The sequence below is a fragment of the Paraburkholderia bryophila genome (genome assembly GCF_013409255.1).
Classification (GTDB): Bacteria; Pseudomonadota; Gammaproteobacteria; order Burkholderiales; family Burkholderiaceae; genus Paraburkholderia.
In genome coordinates this window covers 2193851-2207983 of sequence record NZ_JACCAS010000001.1, presented here as the reverse complement: position 1 = coordinate 2207983, position 14133 = coordinate 2193851, and the positions used below count along the sequence as shown (strand labels likewise).

The 14133-nt window shown below is 62.1% G+C and carries 10 protein-coding genes, 1 tRNA gene and 1 pseudogene; 4 read left to right on the top strand and 8 right to left on the bottom strand.

The genetic code is table 11. From position 1 onward, the window contains the following. Positions 1-61 precede the first annotated feature (61 nt). Positions 62-1138: an AI-2E family transporter gene (locus GGD40_RS09795; RefSeq protein WP_179706792.1), complete on the bottom strand. Its 1077-nt coding sequence runs from the start codon at positions 1136-1138 to the stop codon at positions 62-64. Between the two features lie 100 nt (positions 1139-1238). On the opposite strand from GGD40_RS09795, the gene purM reads away from it, so the two are divergent. After that, positions 1239-2306, top strand: coding sequence for a phosphoribosylformylglycinamidine cyclo-ligase (purM, locus tag GGD40_RS09790; RefSeq protein ID WP_179743506.1), 1068 nt, complete (start codon positions 1239-1241; stop codon positions 2304-2306). Between the two features lie 118 nt (positions 2307-2424). On the opposite strand, the gene miaA is transcribed toward purM, so the two are convergent. Further along, a complete protein-coding gene (gene miaA, locus GGD40_RS09785; RefSeq protein WP_179743504.1) occupies positions 2425-3372 on the bottom strand; it encodes a tRNA (adenosine(37)-N6)-dimethylallyltransferase MiaA in 948 nt (315 codons plus the stop codon). A 43-nt stretch (positions 3373-3415) separates the two neighbouring features. Beyond that, on the bottom strand, positions 3416-5479 hold the full coding sequence (mutL, locus tag GGD40_RS09780) for a DNA mismatch repair endonuclease MutL (RefSeq protein WP_179743502.1): 2064 nt from the start codon (positions 5477-5479) through the stop codon (positions 3416-3418). A gap of 233 nt (positions 5480-5712) precedes the next feature. On the opposite strand from mutL, the gene GGD40_RS09775 reads away from it, so the two are divergent. Continuing rightward, entirely contained in the window at positions 5713-6384 is a 672-nt protein-coding gene (locus tag GGD40_RS09775) for a DedA family protein (RefSeq protein ID WP_179706787.1), read from the top strand. A gap of 166 nt (positions 6385-6550) precedes the next feature. Here GGD40_RS09775 and GGD40_RS09770 read toward each other — a convergent pair whose 3' ends face one another. The 4 genes from GGD40_RS09770 to GGD40_RS09755 all read right to left on the bottom strand — a co-directional run bounded on the left by GGD40_RS09770 (position 6551) and on the right by GGD40_RS09755 (position 9170). Further along, positions 6551-7363, bottom strand: a complete 813-nt coding sequence (locus GGD40_RS09770; protein WP_179706785.1) for a mechanosensitive ion channel family protein — start codon at positions 7361-7363, stop codon at positions 6551-6553. A gap of 280 nt (positions 7364-7643) precedes the next feature. Next, positions 7644-8051 carry a hypothetical protein gene (locus GGD40_RS09765; RefSeq protein ID WP_306456576.1) on the bottom strand — a complete coding sequence of 136 codons (408 nt, stop codon included), beginning with the start codon at positions 8049-8051 and terminating at the stop codon, positions 7644-7646. A gap of 167 nt (positions 8052-8218) precedes the next feature. Next, a complete protein-coding gene (locus GGD40_RS09760; RefSeq protein WP_179743499.1) occupies positions 8219-8878 on the bottom strand; it encodes a hypothetical protein in 660 nt (219 codons plus the stop codon). Positions 8879-9105: 227 nt separating this feature from the next. Continuing rightward, positions 9106-9170 (bottom strand) — tRNA-Ser (locus GGD40_RS09755). A 139-nt stretch (positions 9171-9309) separates the two neighbouring features. On the opposite strand from GGD40_RS09755, the pseudogene GGD40_RS09750 reads away from it, so the two are divergent. Beyond that, positions 9310-9699 (top strand): annotated as a pseudogene (locus tag GGD40_RS09750) (Arm DNA-binding domain-containing protein); the annotation flags it as partial. Positions 9700-9911: 212 nt separating this feature from the next. On the opposite strand, the gene GGD40_RS09745 reads toward GGD40_RS09750, so the two are convergent. Then, complete coding sequence (locus tag GGD40_RS09745; protein ID WP_179706781.1) at positions 9912-10385, bottom strand: Lrp/AsnC family transcriptional regulator; 474 nt, start codon at positions 10383-10385, stop codon at positions 9912-9914. A 143-nt stretch (positions 10386-10528) separates the two neighbouring features. On the opposite strand from GGD40_RS09745, the gene GGD40_RS09740 reads away from it, so the two are divergent. Continuing rightward, positions 10529-14062 (top strand): indolepyruvate ferredoxin oxidoreductase family protein, encoded by a 3534-nt coding sequence (locus GGD40_RS09740; RefSeq protein ID WP_257030388.1) that lies wholly within the window; start codon positions 10529-10531, stop codon positions 14060-14062. Positions 14063-14133 lie beyond the last annotated feature (71 nt).

The following is a 14133-nucleotide window of genomic DNA, read 5'->3' as shown; positions in this document are numbered from 1 at the left end:
GAAAAAGGTGCTAAACCGCGGATGGCCCGGACCTCCGGGCCAAAAAAAGGTCAATCAGCCGTCAATTGTTGTAAAGCGTGCTCGCCAGATAGCTTTGCCGCAACTCGCGCACGGCCACCGACAGGATCGCGCTCACCGGCAACGCGAGCAACACGCCGAAAAAGCCGAACAGCTGACCGAATGCCAGCAACGCGAAAATGACCGCGAGCGGGTGCAGGCCGATCCGTTCGCCGACCAGACGCGGCGTCAGATAAAAACTCTCGACGATCTGGCCGAAGCCGTAAATCAGCGCGACCGCGCCGAAACCGTACCAGGTGCCGAACTGTAGCAGCGCCGCAAGCAGCGCCAACGCCAGACCGGTCGCAAATCCGATATACGGGATGAACACCGCGATCCCGGTGAAAATGCCGACCGGCAGCGCAATCTCGAACCCGGCGATCGTCAGCGCGATCGCGTAGTACACGGCCAGCACCGCCATCACGAGCAACTGGCCGCGCAGGTATTGCGACAGCATCTGGTCCATGTCGCGCGCGAGTTGCAGCGTCTTGTCGAGCCAGCGGCGCGGCACCACGCCCTGCAGGCGTACCAGCATGCGGTTCCAGTCGTACAGCAGATAGAACAGCACGAGCGGCACCATCACCAGATTGCCGACCACCGTCATCATCAGATTGCCGCTGGTGCGGATCGAGGTCCACGCGTACAGTGCGACGGTTTGCGCGCTGCCTTCGAGCTGGCCCATCACGAGATCGCGGATGCTGGCGAAGTCGAGCGAATCGGCGAGTCCCAGCAGCGCCAGCTTGGGTTGCAGCCATGCGCTCACATGCGCGAACAGCACCGGCACCTGCTGGCGCAATTGCGGCCCTTCCTTCTGGATCACGGCGAGCACCAGCAGCACGAGCAGGGTCATCAGCAGCGAGAAGACCAGCATCATCAGCAAGGCGGCAAGGCCACGCGGCACGCGCCGGCGCACCATCCACGCCACGCCCGGTTGCAGAATGTACGCGAGAATCGCGCCGAGCAGAAATGGCGTGAGGACCGGACTCAGTAGCCACAGTAGAATGCCGACGCCCAGCGCAATGGCGAGCCAGACGAAGGCGCGGCGCTGAACGGGCGTCAGAATCGAGGAGTTCTGTTGCAAAGTTTGCTTCTCAGGTGTCGTCGGACCGGATTAATCAAATTCCAGCCAGCCGGCCGGCATCGGGTAAAATCGCATTTTACCGACCTTCGAGCTCTTCCCCATGAATCAACCGAAATCCGCCCCGAATTCAACTGATTCGGCCCAAGGTTTGTCGTATCGCGACGCCGGCGTAGACATGGTCGCGGGCGACGCCCTGGTCGACGCGATCAAGCCCTTTGCCAAAAAGACGATGCGCGACGGCGTGCTGGGTGGCATCGGCGGATTCGGCGCGCTGTTCGAAGTGCCGAAGAAATACAAGGAGCCGGTGCTCGTGTCCGGCACCGACGGCGTCGGCACCAAGCTGCGTCTCGCGTTTCAACTGAACAAACACGACACCGTCGGCCAGGATCTGGTGGCGATGAGCGTGAACGACATTCTCGTGCAAGGCGCCGAGCCGCTGTTCTTCCTCGACTATTTCGCGTGCGGCAAGCTGGACGTCGATACGGCGACCACGGTCGTGAAGGGCATCGCGCAGGGTTGCGAACTGTCGGGTTGCGCGTTGATCGGCGGTGAAACGGCGGAAATGCCGGGCATGTATCCGGACGGCGAGTACGATCTGGCCGGTTTCGCAGTCGGCGCGGTCGAAAAGAGCAAGATTATCGACGGCAGCACGATCGCCCCGGGCGACGTGGTGCTGGGTCTGGCATCGAGCGGCATTCATTCGAACGGTTTTTCGCTGGTGCGCAAGATCATCGAGCGCGCGCAGCCGGATCTGAACGCGGACTTCGACGGCCGTTCGTTGGCCGACGCGCTGATGGCGCCCACGCATATCTATGTGAAGCCGCTGCTGGCGTTGATGCAGCAGATCACGGTGAAGGGCATGGCGCACATCACCGGCGGCGGGCTGGTCGAGAATATTCCGCGCGTGCTGCGTGAAGGCCTGACGGCTGAGCTGGATCATCGCGGCTGGCCGATGCCGCCGCTGTTCTCGTGGCTGCAAAAGCACGGCGGCGTGGCGGATGCGGAAATGCATCGCGTGTTCAACTGCGGGATCGGCATGGCGGTCGTGTTGTCGGCGGCTGATGCCGATGCGGCGATTGGCTTGCTGTCGGCAGCGGGCGAGCAGGTCTGGAAGATCGGCGTGATCCGCGAAAGCGCGGCAGGTGAAGCGCAGACGGTTGTGGTTTAAAGGCAGGTAGCCTGCGTGGCGTGTGATTAGCATGCGCCGCGCGGGTTTGAAGTTTCAACGCTTCAACGTTTCAAAGCCCGGAACACAAGGCTTCAGCAAGGCTTCAAACTCCAACGTTTCAAAGCAACACTTCAATCGCGTCAAGCACCCGCGCCGTCGCGTGCGGATCGCAGCAATCCACCACCACCCGCTCTGTCATGCCGCGTAGCCACGTGAGCTGCCGCTTGCACAACTGTCGGGTCGCAAAGACGCCCTTGTCGCGCATCGTCGGGTAATCGACCGCGCCGTCGAGATATTCCCAGACTTGCCGGTAGCCCACGCAGCGCATGGACGGCATCTCGGGCGATAGATCGCCGCGTTCGCGCAGCTTTACCACTTCGTCGATAAAGCCGCCCGTCAGCATCGCGTCGAAGCGCGTCTCGATGCGCGCATGCAGCCAACTGCGGTCCGATGGTTCGAGCGCGATCGGCATGAAGCGCCATTGCGCGGCGGCGGCATCCACTCGGGTGGGGGCGGCTAGCAGCACCGACATCGGCTGGCCCGTCAGTATGAACACCTCCAGCGCGCGTTGAATCCGCTGCGAGTCGTTCGGCGCGAGGCGCGCCGCAGTTACCGAGTCGATTGCCGCGAGCCGCGCGTGCATGGCCGGCCAGCCTTCGCGGGCGGCGTCGGCGTCGAGCGTGGCGCGCACGTCGGCGTCGGCGGCGGGCAAGTCGTTCAGGCCTTGCGTGAGCGCCTTGTAGTACAGCATGGTGCCGCCGACCAGCAGCGGCAGCCGTCCGCGTGCGTGAATCTCGCCGGTCAGCCGCAACGTGTCCGCGCGAAATTGCGCGGCCGAATAGGCGTCGGTGGGATCGACGATGTCGATCAGATGATGCGGCGCCACCGCGAGCTCGTCGGCGGTCGGCTTGGCGGTGCCGATATCCATCTCGCGATACACCAGCGCCGAATCGACACTGATGATTTCCACCGGGCGCCGCGCGGCCAGTGCAAGCGCGGCGGCAGTTTTGCCGGACGCGGTCGGGCCTAGCAGACAGGGGATCGGCGTTGCGGTGCTCGAAGTCATGGGCGCACCCGCCCGCGTTGGAGCGACGTCATCAAGCGCACGGTCATTGCCCGCGCATGAACAGCCGATCGAGATCGGACAGCGTCAACTGATACCACGTAGGACGCCCGTGATTGCACTGATCGGCGCGCTCGGTCGCTTCCATCTGACGCAGCAGCGCGTTCATTTCGTCGAGCGTGAGACGCCGGTTCGCGCGGACCGCGTGATGGCACGCCAGCGTGCCGAGCAGTTCGTGCTGACGCTCGGTCAATACGCGCGAGCCGCCGAACGCGTGTAGATCGGACAGCACCGCACGCGCCAGCGCCGGCAGGTCGGCGTCTTTCAGCAGCGCGGGGACGGCGCGGATGGCCAGCGTGGTCGGCGACAGCACGGCGAGGTCGAAGCCCAAGGCGTCGAGCGTGTCGCGCTCTTCTTCGACGGTGCCGATTTCGATCGGATCGGCCTGCATCCTCTGCGGAATCAGCAGTGGTTGCACGGAGATCGAGCGGTCGGCCAGCGCGTTCTTGAACTGCTCGTACAGAATGCGTTCGTGCGCGGCGTGCATGTCGACGATGATCAGCCCGTGCGCGTTCTGCGCCAGCACGTAGATGCCGTGAATCTGGCCGAGCGCGAAGCCGAGCGGTTGTTCGTCGGCCGCGTTGAAACCGGGCGAGGTGTACGCCGAGGTGTTGTAGGGCGACGGTGCGTCAGTGGCTGAGTCGCGCGCTTCGAAGAGCGTGGCGCCTTCGGTCGTGCCGGCGTTGGGGTCTTTGCGGCCGAACAGGGCGTCGTAGAACGCGAGCGGTTGCGCGACCGGCAATGTGCCTTGCGTCATGCGCGCCTGGCGCATCCATGTGTTGCCGGATTGTGATGAACCGAAGCCGCTGCTGCCTGCGACAGTGCCCGTACCTGCGTTTGCGCCGAAACCCCCGCCAGCAAAACCGCCACCGCCGTTCCCAAACCCTGCACCGCCAAGCGGTGTCGCGCCGAACGAAGCCGGCCCGCCCACCGCCGGCTCCAGGTGCGCCGCATGCCCACCCGCCGTGGTTTCCGGCGACGCCCCCGCGTGCCGCGCCAGCGAACGCTGCACCGCATGAAACACGAACTGGTGGATCGAGCGCGAATCGCGAAACCGCACTTCGATCTTCGACGGATGCACGTTCACATCGACGGCCTCAGGCGGCAAATCGAGAAACAGCACATACGACGGATAGCGGTCGCCATGCAGCACATCTTCATAAGCGGCGCGCACGGCGTGCGTGAGCAGCTTGTCGCGCACGAAGCGGCCATTCACGAAGAAATACTGCTGATCCGCGCGCCCGCGGCTCGCGGTCGGCAGTCCCGCACAACCGTAGACGGCCAGCGGTCCGGCGGATTCGTCGAGCGGCAGATGAGCGGTCGCAAACGTCTCGCCGAGAATCTTCGCGACCCGCGCCGGCGGTTCGGTGGCATTCCAGTGTTCGACCGCCTTGCCGTTATGCAGCACCGAAATCGCGACGTCCGGCCGCGCCAATGCCGCGCGGCGAATCTGCTCCAGGCAGTGGCCGAGCTCGGTCTGTTCGCTTTTCAGGAATTTGCGGCGCGCGGGGGTGTTGAAGTACAGCTCGCGGACTTCGATCGTGGTGCCCTGAGTGCCGGCAGCAGGGCTCAGCACGCCGGTTTGCGCGTCGACGCGCACGGCATGCGGCGCGTCGGCGGTGCGGCTCGTGATCGACATTTGCGCGACCGATGCGATCGAAGCCAGCGCCTCGCCGCGGAACCCGAGCGTGCCGACCGCTTCGAGTTCGGCGAGCGAGCGGATCTTGCTGGTCGCGTGGCGCATCAGCGCAAGCGCGAGTTCATTCTCGGGAATGCCGCAGCCGTCGTCGGTGATCGAGATGCGTTTGACGCCGCCTTCGTCCAGTAGAATGCGCAGCGATTGCGCGCCCGCGTCGAGGGCATTTTCAAGCAACTCCTTGACCACCGAGGCCGGCCGCTCGACCACTTCGCCGGCGGCGATCTGGCTGATCAACTGATCGGGAAGGGGCAGGATCGCGCGCAACGGGCGCGGGGCGGGCGCGGCGGCGGCAATGGCTGCCGTGGTGGCCGCAGCGGCGGCGCCGTCAGGCGTTTCGGAGATTTCGGACATGGCGAAATTATAGCGATTCGACGCGGCGAGCCCCAGGCGCGCTGAAGTCCCGGAGTTTTTTAATCGCTGCCGGGCACTTTCGGTATCATGACGCGGTCAATTTCCGGCGGTAGGCTTGTGCCGGCCAGCATCGTCTGCGGGGTTGCCCGCACGGCCTCACGTCGCGCTCACGCTCACGCTCATATTCGCCTGATTCGCTCAACACGCTTCATACGCTTAGTAAAGGACGCTTCTTGGATACGCTGCTACATTTCGTCGATCTGGTTCTGCACATCGACAAATTCCTGGGACAGTTCATTCACATGTACGGCGCGTGGGTCTACGCCGTGCTGTTCCTGATCGTGTTCTGTGAAACGGGCCTGGTCGTTCTGCCGTTTCTGCCGGGCGATTCGTTGTTGTTTATCGGTGGCGCGTTCTGCGCGACCGGCGAGATGAATCTCGGTTTGCTGATCGTGCTGCTGCTGATCGCGGCGGTGGGTGGCAATACCGTCAACTATATGATCGGGCGGGCCATCGGGCCACGCGTGTTCAATTCGCACATTCCTCTGCTCGAGCGTTTTCTCGATCGCAGCGCGCTGCAGAAAACTCACAACTTCTATGAGAAGCACGGCGGCAAGACGATCGTGTTGGCGCGTTTCATTCCGGTCGTACGGACTTTCGCGCCGTTCGTTGCGGGCGCATCGGAAATGTCGGCGAGCCGGTTTCAGTTCTTCAACGTGGCCGGTGCGTTGTTCTGGGTGCTGTTGCTGGTGTTGCTCGGCTACTTCTTTGGCAACATCGGTTTCGTACGCCAGTATCTGAATGTGATCGTGCTGGTGGGTATCGGTGCGGCCGTGGTGCCGGTCGTGCTGGGTGCGCTGTGGAAAATGTTTCGCAGGAACGGGGCTAAGGCGGGCAGCCGCTGAGATCCGGTCGCACGTTGGTGTAGACGCATGAAGAAACGGCGTCGCGAATTGCTTCGCGACGCCGTTTTTGTTGGTGCTTTTGAATCGAGCGGATGCGTTGCTCTGCTTGCCGGGCAACGCGAAGAACGCTTCGGTCTGGTGGGCGCTTTCGTCCGGATGTGGCCGATCAGCTCACCACGCGCGGTGCGAGCGGCGTTTCAGGCGTCGGATAGCCGGCTTCCTTGAACGTCTGGATGATCGCGCGATTGGTGTCGAAATAGACCTGCCAGTAATTGGCATTGTTCGTATAAGGCCGCACGCACAGCAACGGTCCTTCTGGCGTGAAGTTCAGCACTTCGATGTCCGGCGCTGGGCTCTCGGCAACGTTCGGAATCTGCACAATGGCGGCCTTCAGGCGATTCATCGCATCGGTCGGATCGACGCCATTGGCGATCTTTGCGGTCAACTCGACGCGCCGCACCGGCAGCACGCTGTAGTTCGAGATTGTGTCGGAAAAGATCTTGTTATTGCCGACGATGGTCGTCACGTTGTCCGGCGTCACGATGGTGGTGCCGAACAGGCCCAACTCCGACACCGTACCGGTCACGCCGCCCGCGGTGACGAAATCGCCGACCTTGAACGGCCGCAGCACCTGCATGAAGATGCCTGCCGCGAAGTGCGCGAGCAAGCCGCCCCATGCGGTGCCGATCGCGAGGCCGAGGCCGGCGAGCAGGGCGGCGAACGACGTGGTCTGCACGCCGAACACCTGCAGGATCGCGAGGATCAGCAGCAGGTTCAGCAGTGCGCCGAGAATCGAGGCGAGGTAATTGGCGAGCGTGGGATCGACCTTGCCGTTGCGCGCCAGTACTTTGCGCAACAAGCCGGTGATCAGGCCGATGACCCAGCGTCCGACGACCCACAAGACGATCGCGCCGAGAACCTTGGTGCCGAGGTCGATGCCTCGGGTCATGATGAACACGCGTACGGTTTCGAGATCCAAGATCTTCCTCGTTGGGTAAGTTGCCTTCTACTGATTGAACGGCGGTGGTGCAATACAGCGGCAAATGCCTGGCGACGGGCGCGAACGGTAACGCGGTCTTCGGAAGTTATAGGTGACGGCGCGCGCATGCGCAAGGACCGTTCCAGGTGTGTCCGCGGCGTCTATGCCTGGTGGTTGGCAGGGAACCACGGAGGTCCTGGCGGTTGCGTGTGAGGACGTGGCAGGCGGCAGGCGGCGCCCAGGCCGTGCGTCGACGCGATGGTGCCGGCGCTGCGCCGGATTACATCGGCAGATGCGATTCTGAATACGGCGAGGTGCGGATCACTAGTGCCTTGCCGGCCCGAGTTCTCCTGGGGCGTGTGCAGCACGCTACGTAGTGCCACGCGAATGCGGCAAGCACGGCAAGCCCATATGCGCCGACGCGCTTGAAGAACGCCGTGGGCGTGCAGTACGGGTCGTACCGGTTCCGTGCGTCGGCGAACACCAGAAAGGTCAACGTGGTGTCGAGCAGCAGCGCGGCTAACTCTAACGCGACGAAGACGCGGGCGCCATTGAGTGTAGCGCCTGGCGTGAGGCGGTTATACGCGTGGCAAGCGATCAGTACGATCGTCAGCAGCGCGAGGTTCGAGAGGATACCGAACAGAAAATTGGACATGTCGACGGAATGAAGGCGCAGGGTTTGCGGCATTGCCGAAGTGTTTGCTATCTGGTTTCTCAGCGTGTTTTGCTGGACCGGCGGCGATCATTGCACGTCTTTACGTCTCAATAAATAATCAGGTTCGGCCTTGGGTTTGTTCTGTCAGTAGCGTTGACGTTGTGTGTGGGAAAGTGCCGGGCTCCCGTTCCGGTGTTTAGTCAAAAGTGGTACGAGACACCGATCTGCAGCGTCGGATACCACCGGTAGGACGATGCCTTGTCCCGTAGTTGCTGCAAGCCGGTTGCGGCGATTTCCTGGCTCATCGTCGGCCCCGCGGCCTGGGCGAGTGCCGGCGACAGCGTGTACGAAGAACGCGGCAAGCCATAGGCGACGCCCGCGTCGACCACCAGACCGAACCCCTTGGCTGCTGGACGCAAGCCATAGCCCACGCCCAGGTACGGCATGACGGTCGGATACTTCACGGTGGCCGTCGCATATTCGCCTGGAAAGGCCTGCGAGGTCTTGCCTTTGAACGTGTAGGTACCATTGGTAGGAACGGAATTGCCGCTGACCTCGTCGTCCGTGAAGCGAAGACCGGCGGTGATGCGAAAACCGCTACTCGTCCACGGAAACAGATCGCCGTAGAGGCCGCCCTGGCGAAGCCGCACACCGTCCTCATAGCGATTGCCGCCCACCGTAAAGATGTGTGAGAAGTTGATCGCGTTGAAGTTCGCGTGCATGCCGAACCATGACGTCACGTTCAGCGCTGCGCCGATACCCACGCCGAGCGTGCCGCCTTCCAGGAAGACTTCCTGAGCGTGCGCCGTTCCGATCGAGATCGTCAAACCTACTACCCAGATTACTTTTGCAGTTTTCATGGGCGCCCCCCTGGGCGGTTGGGCCGCGGGTCTTGTGCCCGACCGCCCCTGTCTTGTGGTCTTTTTTCGAGCGCTCTATTGGCGTCGTGAGTCGATCATGCGTGGGGAAGACACGCGCGGTCTGTGAGGTGTCGAACTATTCGGGGGAATGAATCGGGAGGGCGGCGAAACGGCGCGCTAAAAAGAAAAGGGCTTGCACGCTGACGCGTGCAAGCCCTTGAATCTTTTGGTAGACCGTACGGGATTCGAACCTGTGACCAACGGATTAGAAGTCCGAGAAACACCACATTCTTTAATGTGGATTGATTTCCATCCAAATGCCAGCTAGCTCTGCTGGGTAAGGGGTTGTGGCCCATTTTACAGATATCTGTGTTGACTAACGTGGACTGGTTTCCTCAGCATTTGCCTACATGGTGCCTACACGGGGATGGGTGAGTAAACAGAACTTCACGGCGGCTCGGGTCGATGGCTTCGAACGTGAGCCGGGCAAGCTGCAGACGATCTACCGGGATGCAAAGACGCCGGGATTCGGGCTGCGCGTTACGGCTGCGGGGGCGAGGGCGTACGTCTTCGAGTCCCGCCTTTTCGGTAAGACGATCACAATTGGGGATGTCCGGGCATGGGATCTTGGGCGGGCACGTACCGAGGCTGCCCGTCTGAAAACGCTGATCGACGACGGCAAAGATCCGCGCGAGGTCCGCGCGGAGCAACAGGCCGCCCATGAGGCGCGTCGTGCCGAAGCCCGGCGGCAAGATGCTACGTTTGGTGTTGTGTGGGAGGAATACATCGAGAGTCGCAAGCCGTTCTGGGGGGAGCGGCATAGCTCGCAAGTCACTGGACATCTCATACGTCGTTTATACGCGACAGTTTGCAATGTTTAAATAGCGCGCAATGCCGAGGACGGCAATGGTTTACTTGGTTTTGGAGGATGACTACGGCCAAATTCAAATTTGAGAATCCGATAAAACGGCTGGGTGAGATTCACTGGGGCTGCTTGATGAAGTCCCTGCGAACAGAATCGGAGCGCGAGCCATCACTCGTCGCGAGTGCGGAGCGGTAACGCGGTTTTGTATTCGACGCGACGCAGCGCGACCGACGTGTGAATGTCCCGTACGCCATCCACCTTCGTGAGTTTGGTCATGACGAAGCGCTCGATTCCGGCGATGTCGGCCGCGACCACCCGCAGCATATAGTCGAAGGCGCCGGTCATCAGGTAACACTCCATCACCTCCTCGAAGTTGGCGATGGCGCGCTCGAATGCGGCGAGCCGTGTCTCATTCTTCTTCTCGATCGCCACGGACACGTAGGCATTGACGGGAAAGCCCGCCTTTTCCTGATCCAGCAGGGTCACGTATTGAGTGATGACGCCGGACTCTTCGAGCATCCGGATGCGCCGGTAAAACGGCGACAGTGAAAGACCCAGCGACTCCGCGAGGTCGGCTGCTTTCGTATGGGCATCGCGTTGCAGTGCGCGCAGGATGGCCACATCGCTACGGTCAAGCTTCATTGGCTAATTTCCCCTGAAATGGGTTGAAAACTGGCGCTGATTGCCAAATGTGAGATTTTTTGCGGCTCAGTTTGGCACGGATTTCCTCTATCGGCTACCTAAAATGGCTCGCATGCCACCCCTACAGGCAGAGGAGACAAACAATGAATATGCGAGCAGTGGAGCCGGGGCGCCAGATCGATATGGAGTACGGTCTCGAGGACCGCTACGTCAGAGAGAACGGCACAGTTTTCCTGACGGGCACCCAGGCGCTTGTGCGAATTCTGATTGAACAGGCCCGTAGCGATCGCGCTGCCGGTATCCATACAGGCGGACTGGTGTCGGGCTATCGCGGCTCGCCGCTGGGTGGCTTCGATCAGGAACTGTGGCGTCAGAAGAAACTGCTTGCGGAGCACGCGATTCGCTTCGAGCCCGGCCTGAATGAAGACCTGGGCGCCACCATGCTGTGGGGCGCGCAACAGGTCGATGCATTTCCAGGCAAACGTGTCGAAGGCGTTTTTTCGATGTGGTACGGCAAGGGCCCCGGCGTCGATCGAACCGGAGATGTTTTCCGTAACGCGAACATGGCGGGCACGTCGAGGCAGGGTGGTGTGCTCGCCGTCGCGGGTGATGACCACGCGGCACAATCATCGATGTTCCCGCACCAGACCGACCACGTTTTCGAAGGCGCGATGATGCCGATCCTCTTTCCGGCGTCGGTTGAGGAATACATCGATTTCGGCCTGGCGGGTTACGCGATGTCGCGCTTTTCGGGCCTGTGGGTCGCATTCAAGGCGATCACTGAAACCGTCGAAAGCGGACGTTCGATGACGGTGCAGGCGCAGAGCGCCAACTGGGCGCCCCGCTTCCGCCTGCCCGTCGACATCCACGTGCCGGACGTGCGCGGTTTCAATTACGACCCGAATCTTCGCTGGCCCGCCGAACGCAGCGAACTGGAACGGCGCGTCCTCGATGAGCGTCTGCCCGCCGCACTCGCTTTTATGCGTGCCAACCCGGTCGATCGCACGTTGGTTCGGCCGCATGGCGCGCGAGTCGGTATCGTCACCGTGGGCAAAGCGCATGGTGACGTACTGGCGGCGTTCGAGGCGCTGGGGCTGTCGCCGAAGGAGCTTGAGCGGCTGGGCATTGGCGTCTACAAGATCGGGATGATCTGGCCGCTCGAGGCCGAGGGTGTGCGCGCATTTGCACGCGGCATGCAGGCGCTTGTCGTGGTCGAAGAGAAGCGCTCTTTCGTCGAGCGTCAGATCAAGGAGGCACTGTTCAATCTGCGGGCGGACGAACGTCCCGCCGTGTTCGGCAAGGATCTGGGCGAAACAGGACCGCTGCTGCCCGCAGCGATGGAATTAGCGCCGGAACAGGTTGCGGGCGCACTGAAACTTTTCTTTGCCCATACCGGAGTTGAACTCACGACACCCGCTGCGCTCGTGGCGCCGGTCCACCGCGGCGGGTCGCGTGTCATTCCGCTCGCAGCCAGCAAGGATGCGCAACCGCTGAATCGCAAGCCGTTTTTCTGTGCGGGTTGTCCGCACAATACCTCGACCAGATTGCCCGACGGCTCTTACGCTGCCGCCGGCATTGGCTGTCACATCATGGCTCTGAGCGAAGCGGGTGATACGGCGACGTTCTGTCAGATGGGCGGGGAAGGCGTGCAATGGATCGGTATGTCCACGTTCATGGACATACCGCACATGTTCGTCAACCTGGGCGACGGCACGTATCAGCACTCGGGCAGCCTCGCGATTCGTCAGTCCGTTGCGGCGAAATCCAACGTCACCTACAAGATTCTCTTTAACGACGCGGTTGCGATGACCGGCGGCCAGCCCACCGAAGGCGGTCTTACGGTCCAGCGCGTCGTGTCCCAGGTGATCGCCGAGGGTGTGGCCAAAGTGGTGGTCGTCTCCGACGAACCTGAAAAGCATGCCGGCCCGTTGAGCCTGCCGGCGAATGTCGAGATTCAACATCGGGACGATCTCGACGCACTCCAGCGCACGCTGCGTGAGGCCCAAGGTGTTTCGGTCATCGTGTACGACCAGACCTGTGCGGCCGAGAAGCGTCGTCGCCGCAAGCGCGGCAAGTTGATCGACCCGCCGCGGCGCGTGGTGATCAACCCGGCGGTGTGCGAAGGTTGCGGCGATTGCTCGGTGCAATCGAATTGCATTGCGATCGAACCGCTCGAGACTGAGCTGGGCCGTAAGCGCGCGGTCAATCAATCGAGTTGCAATAAGGACACGTCGTGTCTCAAAGGGTTCTGCCCCAGCTTCGTCACGGTGGAAGGACTGCAGCCTAAACAGCCGGATCAGAAGCGCATTGGCGCCATCGAAGCCGACTGGCGCGCGAAACTTCCCGCACCCGCGGCTGTGCCGGCGGATGTGGAGGCACACGCCAACATCGTCGTCACCGGTATCGGCGGCACGGGCGTCGTCACGATCGGTGCGATTCTCGCGATGGCCGGTCATCTGGAGGGCAAGGGTGCGTCGACGCTGGATTTCACGGGTCTTGCGCAGAAGAATGGCGCCGTCATCAGCCATGTACAGATTGCGGGCAGCCGCTCACAAATCGTGACGTCACGCATCGGCGCGCACGCCGCGAATGTTCTGCTCGGCTGCGACGCGGTGGTCGCGGCGTCAACGGGCGCGCTTTCGCGGGTCGCTTCGGGCGTCACGCGGGCAGTCGTGAATGAACGGATCACGCCGACGTCGGACTTTGTGCGCGATGGCGACCTGCCGGTCAGCAAAGCGATTCATCAGCGCGCGATCGAAGGGGCGATCGGTACGGGCTCAGCCGTGTTCTGGGATGGTTCCGGCGCAGCAGAGATCCTGTTCGGCGATGCGATTGCATCGAACATGATGATGGTGGGCTTCGCGTATCAACGGGGACTGATTCCGCTCTCGGAAGCGGCCATTGGGCGAGCTATCGAACTGAACGGTACGGCCGTGAAGATGAACGAGCGCGCTTTCTTCTGGGGGCGACTGCTGGCTCATGACGCGAATGTGATCGAGCAGGTCACCGGCACGGCTGCGGCAGCGTCCGGTGACTTCGACCTTGAGCATTTCGTCGTCGACCGCGTGCGCGATCTCGAGCTTTACCAGAACGCCGCCTATGGCCGTCGCTACATGGCGCTTGTCGATCGCGTCCGGCAAGCCGAGCAGCGCATCGCCCATGCTGCCGGTGATCTCACGGAAGCCGTGGCGCGTAACTATTTCAAGGTGCTCGCATACAAGGACGAGTATGAAGTCGCGCGACTTCATACCAACGGCAGTTTCTCTTCGTATCTGTCCAGCGCGTTCGATGGCGGCGGTAAAAAGATGTTCTACATGGCGCCTCCGCTGCTGACGCGTCGCGACCCTCGCACCGGGCGCAGGGACAAGATTGCGCTTCGCGCCGCATGGCTTGAGCCGCTGTTGCGTGTGATGAAGCACGGCAAGGCGTTGCGCGGAACCGCCTTCGATCCGTTTGGCCGTCAGAAAGATCGGATCATCGAGCGTGCATTGATCGATGAATTCGAGGAAGACGTCGAGCTCGCCCTTCAAGGACTCAACGCCCGGACGATCGAAACGGCGGTTGAGCTGTTACGTCTGCCGTCGTCGATTCGTGGCTTTGGCGTAGTCAAGGAGCGCAACTACGAAAGCTCCCGCCCGGTGCGCGAACAATATCGCGCGAGGCTCGCAGGCAAGTAAGGGGCGATGGCCTGTTGCCTGAGGACACGAAGGTCCGGTCGTCGATCTGGCTAAACAACCTGATCGGACCG

Excerpts from the sequence above, each read along its gene's own strand:
- GGD40_RS09745 (WP_179706781.1), bottom strand. The coding sequence starts at position 10,385 with ATGAAGCTTGACCGTAGCGATGTGGCCATCCTGCGCGCACTGCAACGC.
- GGD40_RS09740 (WP_257030388.1), top strand. The coding sequence starts at position 10,529 with ATGAATATGCGAGCAGTGGAGCCGGGGCGCCAGATCGATATGGAGTAC.
- purM (WP_179743506.1), top strand. The coding sequence starts at position 1,239 with ATGAATCAACCGAAATCCGCCCCGAATTCAACTGATTCGGCCCAAGGT.
- GGD40_RS09760 (WP_179743499.1), bottom strand. The coding sequence starts at position 8,878 with ATGAAAACTGCAAAAGTAATCTGGGTAGTAGGTTTGACGATCTCGATC.
- miaA (WP_179743504.1), bottom strand. The coding sequence starts at position 3,372 with ATGACTTCGAGCACCGCAACGCCGATCCCCTGTCTGCTAGGCCCGACC.
- GGD40_RS09765 (WP_306456576.1), bottom strand. The coding sequence starts at position 8,051 with ATGCCGCAAACCCTGCGCCTTCATTCCGTCGACATGTCCAATTTTCTG.
- mutL (WP_179743502.1), bottom strand. The coding sequence starts at position 5,479 with ATGTCCGAAATCTCCGAAACGCCTGACGGCGCCGCCGCTGCGGCCACC.